This is a genomic window from Microcoleus sp. B7-D4 (assembly GCF_036705125.1).
Classification (GTDB): domain Bacteria; phylum Cyanobacteriota; class Cyanobacteriia; order Cyanobacteriales; family Microcoleaceae; genus Microcoleus.
In genome coordinates this window covers 27,524-47,092 of the sequence record NZ_JAUBTT010000071.1, presented here as the reverse complement: position 1 = coordinate 47,092, position 19,569 = coordinate 27,524, and the positions used below count along the sequence as shown (strand labels likewise).

The following is a 19,569-nucleotide window of genomic DNA, read 5'->3' as shown; positions in this document are numbered from 1 at the left end:
ATGCCCAAAATCCGAGTAAATGTTGAGCATAATTGCTGATTGACAAATGCTTTCTTAGCTTAACTTGTTAGCAATGACCGCAATGACCGCAGTGAGAACAGTGAGAACAGTGAGAGCAGTGATTAGTGCAGTGAGTACAGTGACGGCACAAAGCCCCTACTTCACACCCTTCAGCATGAGGAAATTGCCAGAGGGTTTGCGTTAAAGTTGTCGGGTCAACATCCTGCCTGGGAACTGAAGAAAAAGTCAAAACGCGGGCTTCGTCGTCTGTGCTTTCTACCAAAATTTCACCCTCAGCAACTTGAATTGCATCTCGGTGCAAAATGCTGATGCCGAACATATTGGTCATGCCCAATTCTGACAACTTAGAGGCAATTTCATTGAGAAATTCCGAGTTGTTGACAACTGCTTCCGATCGTTCGATTGCTGCGGAGACAGCCTCTGTAACGCGGACAAATTCTAAGGGAAACCAAACCGATTCGCCCGATGTTTGATTGTGTTCAACCTTCCACATATAGGGAATCGCATCGGTATATTCTGTGGTGGGTTTGATATAAGCATTGTTGCCTTCAAATTCTTCGACCAATCTTTCGTTATCGGAAAGGTCGAAGTGTTTGTGCAGCAAACAGATACCAACCTGCTTTTGTAAACCGTGACGGCGGACGATCGCGCCCAGTTCTGTCATGTTGTCTTTGGCTTGCTCTAACAGGTCTTTCGCAGTGAAAAAATGATCTAAACAATCAAAAATATCTGGCTTGTAAGATGTCAGCATACAGGTTTAGGTTTCCTTTTAAGTATCCACCTTTAGAGCATAGGTAAATGCTGAGCCGATGTCAACTATTTGCCGAGCGTAAAACTATTATTGGTTTGAAAGTAAGTAAATTTACTAACAAGCTGCGAAGAAATGTAAAGCCTTGTTGCTTTTTGAAGCGCCAAGCTAAAATAAATATAAAATATCAGACATTAAATCACTTAAAATGGTATATCCACCTGCACCTTGGAGTCTGCAAGGTTATGCTGTTCAGACTTTACAATTGGTAGATGTGGCACGAGTGCGCCTCTTGGTTCCCTCTGAGTTAGAAATTGTCTCTGTATTGCCCGGAAAAACCCTAGGTGGCATTTATATATCCTCCTACGGGTTGGGTTCGGTTATGGAGTACAATGAGTTAATTGTAGTTAGCGCGATCGCCAATTATGCAGGAAAATGGGGCGCTTGGATTTCCCATATTTACGTAGACAACCCTAACTCGGTAGCCGGCGGGCGGGAAATTTGGGGACTTCCTAAAGAATTAGCTACATTTAGTTGGGAAGGCAGCGATTCGGTAAAAGCAGCACCCCTAGGCTACCGCGTCACAGTTAGCCAAGGAAACCGTCAACTGTGCAGCCTCAATTACAGCCAGCAAAGCTTAGCCTTACCGCTGCCTTTTAGCGGAAATGTTTTCAGCGCTGACCGCAGCAATTTGCTGTTGTTTAAAGGAGGATTACAGTCTCGCATCGGTTTGATTAAAGGCGAATTAGAAGTGGCAGAAGAAAGTCCTTTTGGCAGTTTAAACTTAGGTCAGCCCTTGCTAACAGTTGCCTGCGAAGATATGCGTTTAACAGTCAGTGCGCCGGAAGTTGTGGGAAACAGAGCCGTTGAATTCAGTTATTAGCTGTAAAGTGCGGATATTCGCCGTAAACCTAAAAAAACACAACAACCAGAAACCCGGTTTCTTGAAGAAGCCGGGTTTCTGGCGCGGCGTATTAGTTTGAGCTACTTACTAATCTTTTTGAGGACTTACGCATCAAACGGTGCTAAAAACCCGGTTTCTTCTTAGATGCGTCGTTGCAGCCCCCAATATTCTCCGAGAAACCGGGTTGTTTTTCGTAAGTCCTATTTTTAAATGCCAGCCCCCGGAGCGGCTTCAGCACCCATTTCTAAAATTGTACCGCGAAGGAAATCAATTTGCTGCTGGAAGTCCATGCCCTCAATCTTTCCTAATAAAGATTTTCCTGCGTCGGGAAGTTGATAGTCTGGAGGGACAGGAATAATAGTTCCTTCGTCCATTCCTACTGCTAGAAAATACCAAAAAGCCAGTTTCGTTTCAGGGCTCATCGAGCCGTACATCCGGCTGATTTCGGTATTGGCTTTTGAGGCAATGTCGCGCATTACTTGTAGTTGTTCTTCGTGGGGCAGCGGCTTGACTTGCTCGAACAAACCCTGAGCGATTTCGGAACCGGAAGCACCGGGAGCCGCTGGTGTTATTGACTTGCCCATTTGGGTGTAAACAAACCACAGCAAACCTAATTGGTCGTCTACACTCAACTTCTTAATATCTGCTTTTCCTTGGTCGTAAGCACTGGTAGTAGTAAAGGTCATTCAAGCCTCCAAAATAATATGTATTGCTCAGTTTTCTTATTTGTGAGAAAACTTTTGTTTGCTACTTAAGTTAAAGTACCTAATAAAGAGTGAGGCTAGAATCTTGCTTAAGACAGAGATGAGCCAGGACCTAAGTTCGGCGAGTAAATTAACCAAAATAGGGAATATTTGCAACCAAAGGATGAGGCAAATTTGACAAAATTGTTGTTAGCGGATCTCAGGATTAGCATTGTTTAGCCGATCGACGATCGCCTATAATCGCAACAGACCTGTATTGAGGTGGCTGTTATGTCGATCGCAACTGCAAAACGCTTCACCCTAGCGGAATATCACCGCCTGACAGAACTGGGGTTCTTTAGTGAGGACGATCGAGTTGAGTTAATTAATGGAGAACTTGTGAAAATGGCAGCTAAAGGTACCGCTCACGAAACCTGTCTGAGAAGATTATTGCGGGAATTAAGCGCCATAGTAGCAGAGCGGGCAACTTTACAGTGTCAATCTCCCATCGTTTTACCGACAAACAGCGAACCTGAACCTGATTTTTCGCTCGTACAAAATCGCCCTGACGACTATCTATCCTCTCACCCCTGTCCAGGGGATATACTGTTGCTGATTGAGATTGCAGATTCTTCTTTGAGTTACGACAAACAGGTTAAGCTCCCCCTTTATGCTGAAGCCGGAATCTCGAACTATTGGATATTTAATTTATTACAAACTTGCTTGGAATGTTACAGCGATCCGTATCAGAATGCCCCTGGCCAATTTGGTTATCGCAGGACGCTGATTTTTCTGCCCAACGAGTCTGTTAATCTGCCTTATTTTCACGACTTGGCGCTCGATTTATCGAGAGTATTTCCGCCAACTATAGAATCCTGAAGGACTCTGATATTATTCCAAAGAAAATAGGCTGGCAAACAGCCAGCCTAGAATCAGGAGAACTTTATTTCAAACTCGTTGAAAATCTAGCTAAACAAACCCGAAATCCCGTTGACTGCTATTGCTCCAGCCAAAGCGGAAACAACCACAGAAGTCAGAGCCGTACCGAACAGCCACCAAGCTGCGGCTGCTGCCGCTTCGCGTGCATCTTCTGCTTGCTGCTTGGTCTTTTTCTTGAGCTGTTTGATGCGTTTTTTGGCTTCATGTTGCAGGCGTTCCGATCGCAATAAAACGCTGTCCCTGGCTCCTTCCATTTGGTCAACAATTCGGTGAGCGTCAGTCTCGGAAATATCGGAACGAGAACTCAGCAGGGCAACTAAAGTACCGCGATCGAACTCACCTAAACGCTCTTTAATCGCGTCAAATCCTGCCTGCGGGTCATCAAACACTTTGCGGAAGTCCCGCTTGATGCCTTCGTAGTTTAGTTCTGGTCGATCGAGCGAATTGAGGTAATCCCGGATTTTCCCAAAAATACCATCCATTGCCGACTGAAACTTGTCCTGAACCATTTGAACTTGTTCGACAATTTGGTTGCGGACAGATTCAATTTGGTCGGCAATTCTGTTAGCTTCCTCTTCCGAGATATCTTCCCGCTGCGACAGCAATGCTACCAGAGTCGATCGATCGAAGTGCTTCACGCGATCGCCCAAACTTTGCATCCCCATTCCCGGCTCGCTAAACAGCAACTGCAAATCGCGTTTGATGCTTTCAGGATTGAGTTCTTCCTTGTCCGTATTCCGCAAGTAATTTTCCAAACTTCCTTGGAAATCCCGGACTGTTTTTTGAGCGCGAGATGCCAAGCGGCGGGGCGATTTCACGATGCTGCGAATTGAATCTTGCACGCGATCGATCGTCCGATTGATCTGTTCTTCGCTCAAATCTTCCCGCTGCGACAGCAGCTTGACTAAAGTTTCGCGATCGACCTGAGAAAGTCTGTCCCGAAGTGCCAAAGCACCCTCTTTCGGATTTTCAAACAATTTAGTCAAATCCCGATTGATGGCTTCTGGATCGAGTTCTTCCAGGTTTGTATTCCGCAGGTAATCGCCAATTTTTGCAGTAACTTCCTCGTACTGTTGCTTAGCTCTATCTGCAACTATTTGCGGCGCGTGGATAATGTTGTCGCGCACAGATTCGATCCGGTCGATCGTCTGATTGATCTGTTCTTCGCTGAGGTCTTGGCGCTGTGACAGCAACTGCACCAGCGTATCGCGGTCGAATTGAGATAAGCGTTCTCTCAGCGCTTTAAATCCGGCTTCCGGGTCGTTTAACAGCGTTTGAAACTCGCGCTCGATCGCTTCAGGATTGAGTTCTTCCTTATTAGTATTGCGGAGATAGTCTTCTACCTTTTGCCGCAATTCTTGGGCTTTCGATTGCGCTTGCTCTTGCAATTCTTGAGCTTTAGAAATCACGCGATCGCGCGAACTTTCGAGCCGCCCGATTAACTGATCGGCTTCCTCTGGACTGAAATCTTCGCGCTGACCCAGCAACTGCACCAAAGTATCGCGGTTAAACTGCGAAAGGCGATCGCGCAAAGCCTCAAAACCAGCATCCCGATCTTCCAAAAGCGCTTGGAAATCCCGCTCGATGCCTTCAGGGTTCAATTCTTCCTTGCCGGTCGATCGCAAATAATTTTCAATCCGACTCCGTAAATCTTGAGACTGTTCTTCACCAGCAGCAGCTTGCACAATTTCCAACACTTCTTGTCGGACACCTTCAAGCTGTTCGGCAATTTCCGTCACCTGTTCAGGAGCAAACCCCTCGCGGCGGCCCAGAATCCCTACAAAATAATCGGGATTAAACAGCTCTAACTGGCGCAAAACTGCCCCCGGAGAAGCTTCCGGGTCGTAAATCACATCCCTAAATTCCTGCTTGATTGTCTCCCGGTTGAGATGCCAAGGTTGGGCATTCATCAAGTAGTTTTCCACATCAGCCTTAGCTGTATTGAAAGGCAGCGCAGGCACTTTGTCGCCCACCTTAGAAGCCAAAGATTTAGCTTGTTCCGTCCCTTTGGCTGTCAGTTGCTGCAACTGACCAGTGATTTTTTCAACATCCAAATCCGACAAATCCGTCCGCGACAAAACAGTGTTCACAAGAGAGCCCACTCCCAACTGCATCGCTCGCTTCATGGGGCTGCTGGATTCCGATTTGTTTTCCCTACTTTCCAGAATTTGAGACAGCTTGGCATTTAGTTCGTCAGACTTCAGCAAATCGGGAGCCGCAAACTTGAGAAAATCAACCAACTCTAAATTCGGGTCTTTCTGCTCTTGCTGCTTACCGAAAGTTTGCTTCCAAACGCCTTCGAGTTGGTCAGCAACTTGAGTTATTTCCTCTTGAGAAAAGTCTGTGCGACTCTTAACTAAATCCACAAAAGTCTGGCGGTTAACATTCTTCAGAACGTCGCTTCCCGCAAGAGATTTGATATCTGCATCGCCCAGCAACTTTTCAAATTGACCGCGAATTTCCTTAACATCTAATTTCGGTAACTGCAAAGAACCCACATAATCTTGCAGTGTTTCGCGAATGCTATCCGGGTCTACAGCCGAACTCAATTCACGGCGGACAGCGGCCACCGATGCCTCTACAGTATTGACCATTTGGTCGCTGGCCATCTTGCCGCCGATCGCTGCACCCGCAGTACCCATGAGGCCTTGAACGCCTGAAAAAGCAGTTTTTATCAAGGAACCGATCATAGAACCGACGGCGCTAGAACCGATCCACACCAGGGTTAAAAAGTAGGCAGCCCAGATTACCACACCAATAATTGCCGCTCCGTCTACGCTGGCAATTGAAGTTAGTTTGACTGCCAAAAAACAAGCCAAAAATAAAGCCAGGTTAACGGTGACTAAAATCCAACCCCCGACTAAACCTTCGATTTTCCGAACTTTCTTGCCTAAACTTTCGGACTCGTCATCATCATCGTCATCGTCGGGTAAAGCCTCGTCCCAATTTGATATCTTGGCGGCGATCGAGAAATTTGTTAACAGGAATTGGAAGCCGAAAGCCATAATGACTCCGGCGATTAAGGCTACGAAAAACTGAGGGCTTAAAAACATCAGCCCTCCGATATCGGGGTGGTCAAATGGCACATCTATTTCTACTGGCGTTTGTACTGGCATTTGTACTGGCATTTCTACTGGCATTTGGCCCCTATCGAGTTTTGGAGTGTACAGCGACATTAATAACTCGCTTTGAAACATAATTTACCTCCTTAATTTTTATGCCTAACTCGGCATAGCGAAAATTGCCCCCAACTTTTTTCTAGGGGTGTTTGTAATCTTTAGATGAGGTTTTGTTTGGGTTCGGCTTTATCTTACGGAAGCCCTTATTAGTGACATTGGGATGAGTGGTAACTCAGTTCTATAGTAATCTCATCCTTACTGCTTATTATGGCTCTGGAAGCTAAAAAATAAATCCGTCTAAAGTCAGAAATTACTTTTTAAGGGATTGGTAGCAGCAGAGTTCGCATAAAACTGGCAAGTTTGAGGCGGGGGCAATCCCCACCAATTATCAATAGTAGTAAAGTGCGATGTGATGCACTCTACATATCGTATATAGCAATCCTAAATCAGTTGTAAAAATATGTAGGGGTAGTGCTACCCCTACTCCCCGTGCCTAGCCCAGCCAAGGCGGGGCAACCGGGCGTGGGTTTTGCCCCTACAAGAATTACACAAATCATTTAGGATTGCTATAGTGCGCTACCGAGTTAGGATTCCGTTGGATTTTTAGGCTCAAAACGAGCGAGTAATTGCGGGCGATCGAGATCCATACTCAGTCGCGTGATTTCCAGAGGTTCTAGTTGAATCAAAGGCTCGATTATTTGGGCTAATTCTTCATCAATTTCGCCAAATCTTACTTGTAATATACTCTCAAGAAAATGGCGTTTACTTTGCTGAATACCTTGCTCGATACCTTGCTGAATACTTGGCTCGATACCTCGCTGAATACCTTGCTCGATACCTAGCTGACTTGCTTCTTCAAGCCGTTGTAAATAGAGGGGTGATAGTTCCATAATTAACTCCAGATTTTATCGATAATAAATAGTAAAGTGATATTGAGCGCACCCTACCGATTGTAGAGTGCGCTGCTGACTCAGGATTCCGGTTGATTTTTTTGTTCAAAATGAGCTAGCAATTCAGAGCGATCGAGCTGCCTAATTAGTCGCGTGCGATCGAGGGGTTCTAGCTGAATCAAAGGCTCGATTATTTGGACTAATTCTTCATCAATCTCGCCAAATTTTAGTTGTAGGAGACTCTCAACCATCAGGCGTTGAGCGCGCTGCATAGCTTGCTGCATACCTTGCTGAATACCTTGCTGAATACCTTGCTGCATACCTTGCTGCATACCTTGCTGCATACCTTGCTGCATACCTTGCTGAATACCTTGCTGGATACCGCGCTGAGTTGCATCTTCCAACCGTTGCAAGTAGAGGGGTGACAGTTCCATAATTAACTCCCGATCTTCTCGATCTATGTCTTGACGTACTTCTAATATCGTTCGCAAGTTGTACAACAATTCTAACGCATTCAACCGAAAGACATTATCTGAGGGTAACTCTCTCAATTCGGCAATAGCTTGCTTCTGCACGTTTCCCTTCCCTAAAACTCTCAGCCACAGGGTTTCTGGAGTCCGGGGGAGTTGGTGAATGGCAATAATCGCTGCTTTCAGAGACGCACCCATAAAATAAACTCCACTTACCCAATTTTCCGGTTCGGGAATCGCTCGAAATCCAGCTAATATCGTGTCGGAAACAGTCGGCGACAGTATCCAAAGTTGGGGCAAGTCTGCCTCTGCAATCCGGGTATTTTCTCTAACTGCCGCGCGTTCAAATTCGCCGTGGATATCGAAGAGTTTGCCCAGACAACTGCGAATTTCTCCGATTTGGACGGGGCTGCGGAAGGGTTCAAATACAGCGGGTTTTGCTGCAATTTGACCCAAAATGCCGAGGGCTGTTGCTTCGACTTCCGGTTCTGCTTTCGGGGAAAATAAAACGTCAACCTGCCTTACTTCTCCAGCGACATCCCGGCTGGTTTCTACATTACCGAGAGGGGTTAATAGTTCTTTCAGATACTGTTTGGCAAATTGGTCGTGAATAAATCTGGTCATGCGATTTTAGATTTTAGAGGGGGAATTAGTTACTGGATATGGGTTTGGCGCTTGCCTCAAGTTGCATGGTTTTTTGAATCCGGTCAATCCATTTTAGATTTTAGATTTTAGATTAAAGAATTGAAGCATTGATCCCACGGATAAATACGTTCGGCAAGTTTCATCGGATACAGGTTTTTTATTTCTGGACGGATGAATCACGTGGCGGGTATCCTGGATGCTGTCGGTCATTAGAATGTAATTGCGCGTCATTCAACAAACATGATATCAGGTGCGCCGCAGCGTACCCTACGAATTTTTGCCGCAGCATTTACCCTCACAGTTGCGAATGCTGCGAATACAGCCGTACTCCTCGAAACGTTGACTGTGTTTGCGAACAGTAGGATAGGCCAGTAAATATAATGGAATTCCGATTAGTTTGTAAAGCAATCGACCAGCAGCATGAACAATATCCCAAATTTCGCTTAAATTAGGTTCTTGAACAAATTCTCCTATTTCATCTTTTAAGGCAAGCCACTGAGATTGCACAGTAGGAGAGTGACAATTATCAAAGACTGCCATACCTTTTTCGTAGTTTTGCCAAATTTTATTCATATATTTAATCAAATCGGGCTTAGTTCTGATAATATCAGAAGTTGATCTAAAATTACACTCATCCGGTATTTTAAGGAAATCAGCCATGCGACTATCTCAAATGCTTTTTGTTACCCTGCGCGAAGACCCGGCAGAAGCAGAAATTCCTAGCCACAAACTATTACTCCGTGCCGGATACATCCGGCGCATCGGTAGCGGAATTTACGCTTATCTACCTTTAATGTGGCGAGTTCTCAAAAAAGTATCTCAAATTGTGCGCGAAGAAATGGACGCTACCGGCGCTCAAGAATGTCTCCTCCCGCAATTGCAACCGGCTGATTTGTGGCGGGAATCCGGCCGCTGGGACACCTACACTCAAGCTGAAGGTATTATGTTTGCCATGACAGATAGGCAGCAGCGAGAATTGGGACTGGGCCCAACTCACGAAGAAGTAATTACTACAATTGCTAAAGATATGATTCGTTCCTATCGGCAATTGCCTTTACATCTTTATCAAATCCAAACTAAGTTTCGCGATGAAATTCGCCCGCGTTTTGGGTTGATGCGCGGTCGCGAATTCATTATGAAAGATGGCTATTCTTTCCATACAAACGAAGAAAGTTTGAAAAAAACTTATCAGGATATGGCTCAAGCTTATAGCAATATGCTGCGCCGATCGGGCTTGCAATTCCGAGCAGTAGATGCTGATTCTGGAGCAATTGGCGGCTCTGGTTCTCAAGAGTTTATGGTGTTGGCTGAAGCGGGAGAAGATGAAGTTCTTTATACTGAAGATGGTCAGTATGCAGCTAATGTGGAAAAGGCTGTATCGATGCCTGCTGATGCCGAACCGTCGCCCTTTGCAACGTTTGAAAAGCGGGAAACGCCGGGAACTGAAACAATTGATAAACTTTGCAAATTTTTGAAATGTTCTCCGACGCAAGTTGTCAAAAATGTGCTTTATCAAGCTGTTTACGAGAATGGGATCACAGTCTTGGTCTTGGTAAGCATTCGCGGCGACCAAGATGTGAATCAGGTAAAGTTGCTGAATGAGTTGACGAAGTTAGCGGGCAATTATCAAGCTAAAACTGTTTTATTTTTGACTGTTCCCGATGCGGAAGCTCAGCGGAAATGGGCGGCTAAATCTTTACCTCTGGGTTATATGGCTCCGGATCTTGCTGATGATTATATCGCTGGGAGCAAGGAGGTAAACTCTAAGTTTTTGCGTTTGGTCGATCGCACCGCAGTTGACCTGACAAACTTTGTCACTGGTTCAAACGAATCAGGATACCACGTTGTCGGGGCTAATTGGGATAAAGAATTTCCGCTACCAGCAACGGTTGTAGGCGTCAGAACAGCCAAAAAGGGCGATCGGGCAGTGCACAACCCCGAACAAACCTTGCAAAGCGCCAGAGGCATCGAAGTCGGCCACATCTTCCAATTAGGAACCAAATACTCTCAAGCAATGGGTGCCACCTACACCAGTGAACAAGGCGAAGAAATGCCCTTTGTTATGGGCTGCTACGGCGTCGGCGTGTCGCGGCTAGCTCAATCAGCCGTAGAACAATCCTACGACAAAGACGGGATAATTTGGCCAGTGGCGATCGCCCCGTATCACGCCATCATTAGCATCCCCAATATTTCCGACGCCCAACAAGTAGAAGTCGCCGAAAAACTCTATGCAGAACTCAACCAATCTGGCATTGAAACCCTACTAGATGACCGCGACGAACGAGCCGGAGTTAAATTCAAAGATGCTGATTTAATCGGCATTCCCTATCGCATTGTTCCGGGTCGTTCGCTCAAAGCAGGCAAAGTTGAAGTCGTGGAAAGAGCAACTCACAAATCACATGAAATTCTCATTGATGAAGTAAATTCTACTTTAAAACAGTGGATTGAAGCCGCCATCAACTAAGCCTTTATAATTGGTAAGGTGCGCGCACCGTGCACCTACATTTAGGCTCGCAATGTTCCCGGTGTACACCCTACATTGCGAGCCTCTTGGGAGCATCACACTTTTTCAGCCCAGCTAGAAATTGGAGTTGGGAGGCAGGAGACAGGAGGCAGGATGCAAAATGCAGGAGGAAAGAGGAAAAAAGAAGGAGCCACAAGAAGTGTTTTGGGAGCATCTCAATGAAAGCAGCAAAGCTCGAAATTGGAATTAGGAGTCAGGAGTCAGGAGCCAGGAGAAAAGAGTCAGAAGGAAGAAGAAAGAAGTGTTTTTGCAAATATGAGATGCTCCCAGTGTTTTTACAAATATGAGATGCTCTTCCCTCTTCCTTCTTCTCTCTTCCTTCTTCCTTCTTCTCTCTTCCTTCTTCTCTCTTCCTTCTTCCCTCTTCCCTCTTCCCTCTTCCTTCTTCCTGACATCCGTTACATCCGTTACAGAATCCGTTGCCGAACTTCCCTCTTCTTTGAGATGTGAAATTCCCTAAAACTTAAAACTCGGTATGAATCTGAACCTAAATCAGTTTCTGCGATTCCCTCAATCCCGAATTGGGCGGTACTTAGCTCAAGTAACTGTCGTTGCTGTCGCTTACGCCGTGGGAGCGAGGCTAGCAATTTCAATTCAAGGTGTTAGTCCCTTTGCGGCCTCGGTGTGGCCACCCGCAGGAATTGCACAAGCTGGACTTTTATTGTTTGGGAGAAAAGTCTGGCCGGCCATAGTTTTGGGTACATTTCTGCTAAATTTGGTTAACCCAAATGAACAGATATTCGCGGTTTGGCTGGGAGGAAACGCCGGGGCAATTCTGCAAGCTGTTTTTGCAGTAACTGCCCTGCGCTGGATGGGGTTTCGTCCATCTCTCGCTCGCTTGAAAGATGTAGTTAATTTAATCTTGTTTGGCGGTCTAATTTCTACTCAAATCAGTTGCACGATTGGCGCGTTTTCCCTATATTTTGCGGGCAAAGTAGATTGGACAGAATATTTGTCGGTTCGATGGAATTGGTGGTTGGGAGACACAATGGGAGTTTTAATTTTAACTCCCTTAATCCTAATATTTTTTCGCCCTAAAGTAACCGCCGATCGTTTAAAAAGACAAACAGGCCACCAGCAAAGATATTTAATTTGGCGGGCAGTATGGTTATTATTATTAATTGGGGTGAGCTGGATTGTCTTTGTGTCGAAAAATGAAGCTTCTATTTCTAGTTATCCCCTGGAATATTTGCCGTTTCCTTTCATAATTTGGTCGGCGCTCCAATTCGGTCAACGAGCCGCTGTCCTAGCCTCGTTCATTGTCTCAAGCATCGCAATTATGGGCAGTTCTCAGGGAGGGGGGCCGTTCATAGCCAAAGCCGAAAATATCACTCAGGCTATCTTATTTTTGCAAGCTTTTATGGCTGTAGTTACAATTACCTCGCTGTTATTGGCAGCGACGGTAGCTGAACGCGCCGAGGCAGAAAATTCCCTGCGAGAAAGCGAAATAAAATATCGAGAATTGGTGGAAAATGCTAGCAGCATTATTATGAAATTGGATGCTGACGGCTATATTACTTTTTTTAACGAATTTGCCGAAATATTCTTTGGCTACACTCAGGAAGAAATCCTGGGTAAAAATGCAATGGGAACAATTCTTCCGCAGACAGACATCGAAGGGAATAACTTACAGTTGGTTTATCATGAAATTTTACAAAATCCCGATCGCTTTACCAGCTATGAAAATGAAAATATCCGGCGCAGTGGCGATCGCGTTTGGGTATCTTGGGCAAATAAACCGCTGGTTGGTTCAGCGGGAGAAATCCTGGGAATCCTCTGCATCGGCACAGATATCACCGATCGCCGAAAAGCTGAAATAGCGCTGCAAAAGCTGAATGAAAAGCTGGAAATCCGAGTTGAAGAGCGGACAAATGCCCTGAAACAAAGCGAACTTCAGCTACAGAAACAGAAATCGGCATTAATTGATTTAGCCAAAAATAAAGCGCTGAATCAAGGCGACTTAACAAAAGCGCTTCAAGAAATAACTGAAACTGCTAGCCGTACTCTGGAAGTTGCCCGATCGAGCGTCTGGCTGTACGATCGCACTAAATCCAAGATCGAGTGCCTGGATTTGTTCGATCGCGCTGTCAACCAGCACTCAGACGGTTTGGAATTAGCAGAAGCAGACTATCCTGTCTATTTCCAAGCACTGCGAGAAGAACGCGCAATTGCTGCCTTTGACGCGCAAAACGATTTTAGAACGAGAGAATTTGCGGAATCTTACCTAATTCCGTTCGGCATCACTTCCATGCTAGATACGCCGATTCAAATAGGCGGAGAAACAGCAGGAGTCCTCTGTTTAGAACACGTAGGAATGCCCCGCTATTGGACGATTGAAGAACAAAGTTTCGCTGTTTCTCTAGCAGACTCTGTAACTTTCGCAGTGGAAGCGCGAGAACGCCAGCGCGCTGAAGAAGCGCTGCGGCAAGCTGAGGCAAAATACCGCAGCATTTTTGAAAATGCGATCGTCGGCATCTTTCAAACTACTCCCGATGGGGAATATCTCAGCGTCAACCCTGCTTTAATTCGTATTTACGGTTATAGTTCCTTTGAAGAGTTGAAGGCAAATTTAACTAATATTAACCGCCAGCTATATGTATGCCCCCAACGCCGCGCCGAAGTCATTAAATTAATGCGAAAAAACGGCACAGTATCAGATTTTGAATCTCAAGTTTACCGCCAAGATGGCAGTATAATTTGGATTGCGGAGAATGCTTATACTGTCTGCGACGGACATGGAAATTTGCTTTATTACGAAGGTACTGTTCAAGATATCACAACTCGCAAACAAGCTGAGGCAGCTTTGCGCTTAGAACAAGAAAAATCTGACCGTCTCCTGCTCAACGTTTTACCGCAAGCGATCGCCGACAGATTAAAACAAGACCAAAGCATCATCGCCGATACTTTTTCCGAAGTAACAGTATTGTTTGCAGATATAGTCGGTTTTACCCAAATTAGTTCCCAAATTTCTCCACCGGAATTAGTTTCCTTGCTAAACGACATTTTTTCCACCTTCGATCGCCTAGCAGAAAAGCACGGATTGGAGAAAATTAAGACTATTGGCGACGCTTACATGGTAGTAGGAGGGCTGCCCATGCCCCGCAGCGATCATGCAGAGGCGATCGCACAAATGGCCCTTGATATGCAGCAGGCAATTATTGACTTCAGCAATACCCACAATCAAGATTTCAGCATCAGAATCGGCATCAACAGCGGCCCAGTTGTCGCGGGAGTAATCGGTATTAAAAAATTTATTTACGATTTATGGGGAGACACCGTTAACACCGCTTCCCGCATGGAATCCCACGGCTTGCCGGGGTGCATTCAAGTCACGTCGGCAATTTATGATATATTGCAGGACAAGTATGTATTTGAAAGTCGCGGCGCGATCGAAGTTAAAGGCAAAGGCGAGATGAACACTTATTTTCTTACAGGCATCAAGTTATAGCTGTAAGGAAAAAGGCTTTTCGGCTTCGCTCAGCATAAAAAGAAGGAAGAAGCAATATAATAACTCATGTTTCAGCAATTAAGAACATCCTAATATTCGCTGGCGGTTGCTATAGTTAGTTAAAAATATAACACTCAGTATGATTCCAAAAAAAAATCAGTTTCTGCGATTTACTCAATCTAGAAATTCGCAATACTTAGCAAAAGTAGCTGCCATTGCTTTTGCTTACGCTTTGGGAGGAAAAATAGCAATTTCAATCCCAGGCGTCAATACATTAGCTAGCTGCGTCTGGCCGCCGGCAGGAATTGCACAAGCTGCACTTTTATTATTGGGTCGGCGAGTTTGGCCGGGAATAGCTTTAGGCGTATTTTTGTTCGAGACTATCAACAAAATGTCATTTTTTAGTGCATTGTTAGCTGCGTTAAGTGCTTGCTTGCAAGCTTTTTTTGCATTTGCTTTGTTGCGAAGACTCAACTTTCGCTCATCACTATCTCGGCTCATAGATGTAGTCAATTTAGTCTTGGGCGGCGCTATAGTTGCCACTCAAATCAACTGCACTCTCGGCACGCTGCGCCTCTGTGTAACTGGTTTAGTTGACTGGAGCGAATATTGGAACATTCGATGGAATTGGTATCTCGGAGATACATTAGGAGTGTTAATCTTTACTCCCCTGCTGTTGATTATATACAACCACAAACCAGCGCCCCGCCCTTCACCAAATACAGCTTCTCAAACGATTCTCAATCGCATCGGTGCCGGAATATGCCTGCTGTTATTAGTAACAGTCAGTTGGCTAATCTACAACTCAAAAAGTGAAAGTAATCTCTCCGGTTATCCCCTCGAATACTTGCCATTTCCCTTAGTAATTTGGGCAACCATTCAATTCGGTCAGGTAGGGGCGGTTTTAGCATCTTTCATTGTATCCAGTATCGCCATTTGGGGCGGTTCTCAGGGAGGCGGGCCTTTTATTGCCAAAGCGGAAAATATCAATCAGGCAATCTTATTTTTGCAGGCTTTTATGAGCGTAATTGTAGTTACATCGCTGCTGTTGGCCGCCACTGTAGCCGAACGCGCATCAGCAGAGGATTCGCTGCGCCAAAGCGAAATTAAGTATCGGGAATTAGTGGAAAATGCTAACAGCATTATTTTAAAAATAGATAGGGCAGGAAATATTACTTTTTTTAACGAATTTGCACAGAAGTTTTTTGGTTACGATGAAAAAGAGATAATTGGCAAAAACGCCGTGGGAACAATTATTCCCCAGACAGATACAACAGGAAATGACTTGGCAGCAAAGTTGAGAGATATTTTGCAAAACCCAGAACAATACACGCGAAATGAAAATGAAAGCATCCGGCGCAGCGGCGATCGGGTTTGGGTATCCTGGGCAAATAAACCGCTGTTTGACGCGGCAGGAAAGTTCGCGGGAATGCTGGCAATCGGTACGGATATCACAGACCGCAGGCGGGCTGAAATGGCACTTTACAAGCTGAATGAAGAGTTAGAATTTCGAGTGAAAGAACGAACTAATGCTCTGAATGATACTTTAAGTGCACTGCGAGTGCAACAGGAACAATCAGAACGCTTGTTGTTGAATATTTTGCCTGAAGAAATAGCAAATCGGTTGAAGCGAGGAGACAGTACGATCGCAGACACCTTTGCTGACGTTACTGTCTTGTTTGCGGACATAGTAGGCTTTACTCAATTGAGCTCGCGAGTTTCTCCAACACAATTAGTAGCCTTGCTGAATGACATCTTTTCGACCTTCGACAACCTAGCAGAAAGGCACGGTTTGGAAAAAATTAAGACGATTGGCGACGCTTACATGGTAGTAGGAGGGCTGCCAATTCCTCGCCCGGATCACGCAGAAGCGATCGCAGAAATGGCGATCGATATGCTGCAGGCAATTACTGACTTCAGCAATATCCACAATCAAGATTTCAGCATCAGAATCGGCATCAACACTGGCCCGGTTGTCGCCGGAGTCATCGGAATTAAAAAATTTATTTACGATTTGTGGGGAGACACCGTTAACACCGCTTCCCGCATGGAATCTCACGGCTTGCCGGGGTGTATTCAGGTAACAGAGACAACTTATCAGCAGTTGCGAGAAAAGTATTCATTTGAAAACCGCGGCGCGATCGAAGTTAAAGGCAAAGGCGAGATGACTACTTATTTACTGAAATGCCGAAAATTGGTTTAGTAAAGGTTTTTCTCTAAAAGTAAGGGCGATCGCACGCTTGAGAGTGCGATCGCCCTTACTTTTACGCTAGCCAAGTTTTTTAAAGCTTGTACAGGTTAATTCCAGCTTCCTTCGCCATGATTTCCAAACCCTTGTGTTGCAAGGTTTTAATCGCCTTTGTAGAAAGGTGCAATCTTACCCAGCGCTTCTCCTGCGGCCACCAAACCCGCTTCCACTGCAAATTGGCGTCTTGCAATTTGTGAGTGCGGTGGTGCGAGTGAGAAACTGCAAAACCGTTATTCGCCTTCTTCCCCGTTAGCTGACATTTCCGTGACATACTTCCCTCCAGATTACCGTTTTTTGCGTGCAGCATTTCATTATACCCGAAGGAAGAAGGAAGAAGGAAGAAGGAAGAAGGAAGAAGGCTTGACTTATCCCTTTACCAATAGAAATAAACTCTTGCTCCCCCCCTTAGCAAGGGCAGGGCGGTTTCATTCTCACCAAAATCAGGCTTTTGTAGGGGCGGTGCCCCCGTGCCCGCCCCCACCCACAGACGATTTCACAGGCGTTTGGGACATGGGGGCAACCACGGGGGGATTGCCCCTACAAGAGAATGAAACAGCCCCCCCTTAGCAAGGGGGGGTTGGGGGGGGTAATTACATTGCACGTTCAGTCAATTTTGTCAACACTTGATTCGATCGCTCGACAAAATCCTTCATCCCTTCAGCATCGAAACCCTTCTGGGCCATCAAAGCCAAGTCGTAAACGTGGTGACAAATCATACTCGCCAACTCAGCCGACGGAGACTCCCCGCCGCCTTGAATAATCGCACCCTGACTCAAACTCGCCAGATTTTGAATCAGCGGGTGAGACGTATTCACCAGCAAAACGTGTTCTTCGGGGAATTCGGCCGCTTGCTGCTGCAAAAGCGCCGTCATATCCCGCATCCGGCGCAAAGCTTCCGGCAAAAGTACGATCGCAGGTGGCGTCGCCTCCGCAGAGTCAGACTTCAAAGCTTCTGTGCGAATGTTCACTTTCGGCTTGTTGAGAGCTTTTTGGAACATTTCTTGAACTTGTTCGCTGCGAGTTTTATTCGTCGCCGGATCGACAATTTCCGCTTCTTTCTCTTTGTCAATTAGCGTTTCGTCGATGTCGGAATCAACCCGCGAGAATTTGACATCTAAGTGTTCTCGTTCCAAGAAACTAATGAAGTGCGTGTCGATGAAAGAATCCATAAACAGCACTTCTAAACCTTGGCTTTTGTGCATTGCCACATAAGTTGCTTGAGACGCCGGATCTGTACAATAAAACACCCGATTTTCGTGGCGTTTTTGATTGCGTTCCAAATACTCTTTCAGAGTCGTGTAAGGCTGCGTCGAAGTAGAAGTTTCCGACTTCGGAGTTACATCTTGCCACAAATCTCCTTCCTCAGTTTGCACCTGAACTTCGGGCGTTACAGTTTCTGGCTTCTCGGCTGTTGGTTCGTAGGTGCTGCGGTAGATTAAGATATCTTCGACTTGCTTTTTGAACTTGTCATCGTTGAGAGTTCCAAACTTGACAAAAGTGCCGATATCTTGCCAGCAACGGATGTATTCGTCACGGTCGTCGCGGTAGAGTTCTTTCAGGCGATCGCCCACTTTTTTCGCAATATAATCAGCAATTCTCCGCACAGTGCGATTGCTTTGCAAAGAACTGCGAGAAACGTTCAGCGGAATATCGGTACTGTCAATAACTCCCCGCAGCGGCATCAAGAATTTCGGGATAATTTCTTCGCAGTGGTCGCTGACAAAAACCTGGTTGCAGAATAGCTTGATATTGCCTTGGGTAACATCGACATCCGGGCGCAGTTTTGGAAAGTAAAGAATGCCGTTGACAATAAAAGGATAATCTGTATTCAGGTGTACCCACAGCAGTGGCTCGTCTTGGAAGGGGTAAAGGTAGCGGTATAGTTCTAAGTAATCTTCTTTTTGCAAATTGCTGGCTGATTCCCGCCAAATTGCTTTGTGCTTGTTGAGTTCCTCACCCTCAAATTTGATGGGAACGGGCATGAAATCGCAGTAAGTTTTGATTAACTGCTTAATGCGAGTGGGTTCTACATATTCTTGTTCTTCATCTTGGAGGGTAAGAGTAATAGTAGTGCCGCGTTCCGTGCGGGAGGATTCTGATAGCTCAAAAGCGGGAGAACCGTCGCAAGACCAGTGTACTGCTTGGGAGCCTTCTTGGTAAGAAAGAGTATCAATGTCTACTTTCTTCGCCACCATGAAAGAAGAGTAGAAACCTAGGCCGAAGTGACCGATAATTGCGTCCTCGCCGCTGCCTTGGTATTTTTCAATAAATTCTTCTGCGCTGGAGAAAGCGACTTGGTTGATGTATTTTTTTACCTCATCGGCGGTCATGCCGATGCCGTTATCGGAAATTGAGAGGGTTTGGTTTTCTTTGTCGATCGCTATGTTGATTTGCGGTTCGCCCACCTCGCCGCTGTATTCGCCGGAACGAGAAACCATTTTGAGTTTAGCAATGGCATCGACGGCGTTAGAAATTAGTTCCCGCAAGAAGACTTCGTGGTCAGTGTATAGCGACTTCTTGATAATCGGGAAAATATTTTCGGTATGGATTGAGATTGTTCCCTGTTCTAAAACTGTCATAATTTTTCGCTAGGTATTTGTCGGTAATGAACCGTGATTAGTCATTGGTCATTGGTCATTGGTCATTAGTTATTAATTGTTAGTCGAGCTTAATTTTCCTGTTATACGTTGTTAGCTGCTAACTACTAACTACTAACTACTGACTACTGACTACTGACTACTGACTGAGGACTAATGACTATTTAATGATTTTCGGCGATCGTGCTCTCTTCTGCAAAAGGGATTACCCTAAAAAGATGATTCGGTTTCCCTCACCATAATTGAGCGAGAAGCCAATGGCTTACATCATGGGGAGGAACGCGGCGGCGGTTTCAACCGCCCTCAATATGCTAGAATTAAATTGCAAGTAAG

General features: G+C 45.5%; 14 protein-coding genes. 6 read left to right on the top strand and 8 right to left on the bottom strand.

Features of this window, described 5'->3' with window-relative positions:
• Window positions 1–67 precede the first annotated feature (67 nt).
• Window positions 68–772 (bottom strand): glycerol-3-phosphate ABC transporter substrate-binding protein, encoded by a 705-nt coding sequence (locus QUB12_RS25495; protein ID WP_333142017.1) that lies wholly within the window; start codon window positions 770–772, stop codon window positions 68–70.
• Window positions 773–977: 205 nt separating this feature from the next.
• On the opposite strand from QUB12_RS25495, the gene QUB12_RS25490 reads away from it, so the two are divergent.
• On the top strand, window positions 978–1,652 hold the full coding sequence (locus QUB12_RS25490) for an acetoacetate decarboxylase family protein (protein WP_333142016.1): 675 nt from the start codon (window positions 978–980) through the stop codon (window positions 1,650–1,652).
• 227 nt (window positions 1,653–1,879) lie between these two features.
• On the opposite strand, the gene QUB12_RS25485 is transcribed toward QUB12_RS25490, so the two are convergent.
• The gene (locus tag QUB12_RS25485; protein ID WP_333142015.1) at window positions 1,880–2,359 is read right to left on the bottom strand and encodes an orange carotenoid protein N-terminal domain-containing protein; all 480 of its coding nucleotides are present in this window, start codon (window positions 2,357–2,359) and stop codon (window positions 1,880–1,882) included.
• Between the two features lie 288 nt (window positions 2,360–2,647).
• Here QUB12_RS25485 and QUB12_RS25480 point away from each other — a divergent pair, with 288 nt between their 5' ends.
• On the top strand, window positions 2,648–3,235 hold the full coding sequence (locus QUB12_RS25480; RefSeq protein WP_333308981.1) for a Uma2 family endonuclease: 588 nt from the start codon (window positions 2,648–2,650) through the stop codon (window positions 3,233–3,235).
• Between the two features lie 86 nt (window positions 3,236–3,321).
• Here QUB12_RS25480 and QUB12_RS25475 read toward each other — a convergent pair whose 3' ends face one another.
• From QUB12_RS25475 to QUB12_RS25460, 4 genes are all read right to left on the bottom strand, one after another.
• Window positions 3,322–6,492 (bottom strand): MFS transporter, encoded by a 3,171-nt coding sequence (locus QUB12_RS25475; protein WP_333308979.1) that lies wholly within the window; start codon window positions 6,490–6,492, stop codon window positions 3,322–3,324.
• Between the two features lie 506 nt (window positions 6,493–6,998).
• Window positions 6,999–7,304 (bottom strand): hypothetical protein, encoded by a 306-nt coding sequence (locus QUB12_RS25470; RefSeq protein ID WP_333142012.1) that lies wholly within the window; start codon window positions 7,302–7,304, stop codon window positions 6,999–7,001.
• Between the two features lie 80 nt (window positions 7,305–7,384).
• Window positions 7,385–8,398, bottom strand: a complete 1,014-nt coding sequence (locus QUB12_RS25465) for a hypothetical protein (protein ID WP_333142011.1) — start codon at window positions 8,396–8,398, stop codon at window positions 7,385–7,387.
• A 288-nt stretch (window positions 8,399–8,686) separates the two neighbouring features.
• On the bottom strand, window positions 8,687–8,992 hold the full coding sequence (locus QUB12_RS25460; protein ID WP_333142010.1) for a hypothetical protein: 306 nt from the start codon (window positions 8,990–8,992) through the stop codon (window positions 8,687–8,689).
• Between the two features lie 85 nt (window positions 8,993–9,077).
• Here QUB12_RS25460 and proS point away from each other — a divergent pair, with 85 nt between their 5' ends.
• The 3 genes from proS to QUB12_RS25445 all read left to right on the top strand — a co-directional run bounded on the left by proS (window position 9,078) and on the right by QUB12_RS25445 (window position 16,594).
• Window positions 9,078–10,883, top strand: a complete 1,806-nt coding sequence (gene proS, locus QUB12_RS25455; RefSeq protein WP_333308977.1) for a proline--tRNA ligase — start codon at window positions 9,078–9,080, stop codon at window positions 10,881–10,883.
• A gap of 535 nt (window positions 10,884–11,418) precedes the next feature.
• Window positions 11,419–14,391 carry an adenylate/guanylate cyclase domain-containing protein gene (locus tag QUB12_RS25450; protein ID WP_333308975.1) on the top strand — a complete coding sequence of 991 codons (2,973 nt, stop codon included), beginning with the start codon at window positions 11,419–11,421 and terminating at the stop codon, window positions 14,389–14,391.
• A 139-nt stretch (window positions 14,392–14,530) separates the two neighbouring features.
• The gene (locus QUB12_RS25445) at window positions 14,531–16,594 is read left to right on the top strand and encodes an adenylate/guanylate cyclase domain-containing protein (protein WP_333142007.1); all 2,064 of its coding nucleotides are present in this window, start codon (window positions 14,531–14,533) and stop codon (window positions 16,592–16,594) included.
• A 79-nt stretch (window positions 16,595–16,673) separates the two neighbouring features.
• Here the strand turns inward: QUB12_RS25445 and rpmB are convergent, their stop codons facing one another.
• On the bottom strand, window positions 16,674–16,910 hold the full coding sequence (gene rpmB, locus QUB12_RS25440) for a 50S ribosomal protein L28 (protein WP_006634309.1): 237 nt from the start codon (window positions 16,908–16,910) through the stop codon (window positions 16,674–16,676).
• A gap of 23 nt (window positions 16,911–16,933) precedes the next feature.
• On the opposite strand from rpmB, the gene QUB12_RS25435 reads away from it, so the two are divergent.
• A complete protein-coding gene (locus tag QUB12_RS25435; RefSeq protein ID WP_333279982.1) occupies window positions 16,934–17,206 on the top strand; it encodes a hypothetical protein in 273 nt (90 codons plus the stop codon).
• 23 nt (window positions 17,207–17,229) lie between these two features.
• Here the strand turns inward: QUB12_RS25435 and htpG are convergent, their stop codons facing one another.
• Window positions 17,230–19,218 (bottom strand): molecular chaperone HtpG, encoded by a 1,989-nt coding sequence (htpG, locus tag QUB12_RS25430; RefSeq protein WP_333142005.1) that lies wholly within the window; start codon window positions 19,216–19,218, stop codon window positions 17,230–17,232.
• Window positions 19,219–19,569: the final 351 nt, after the last annotated feature.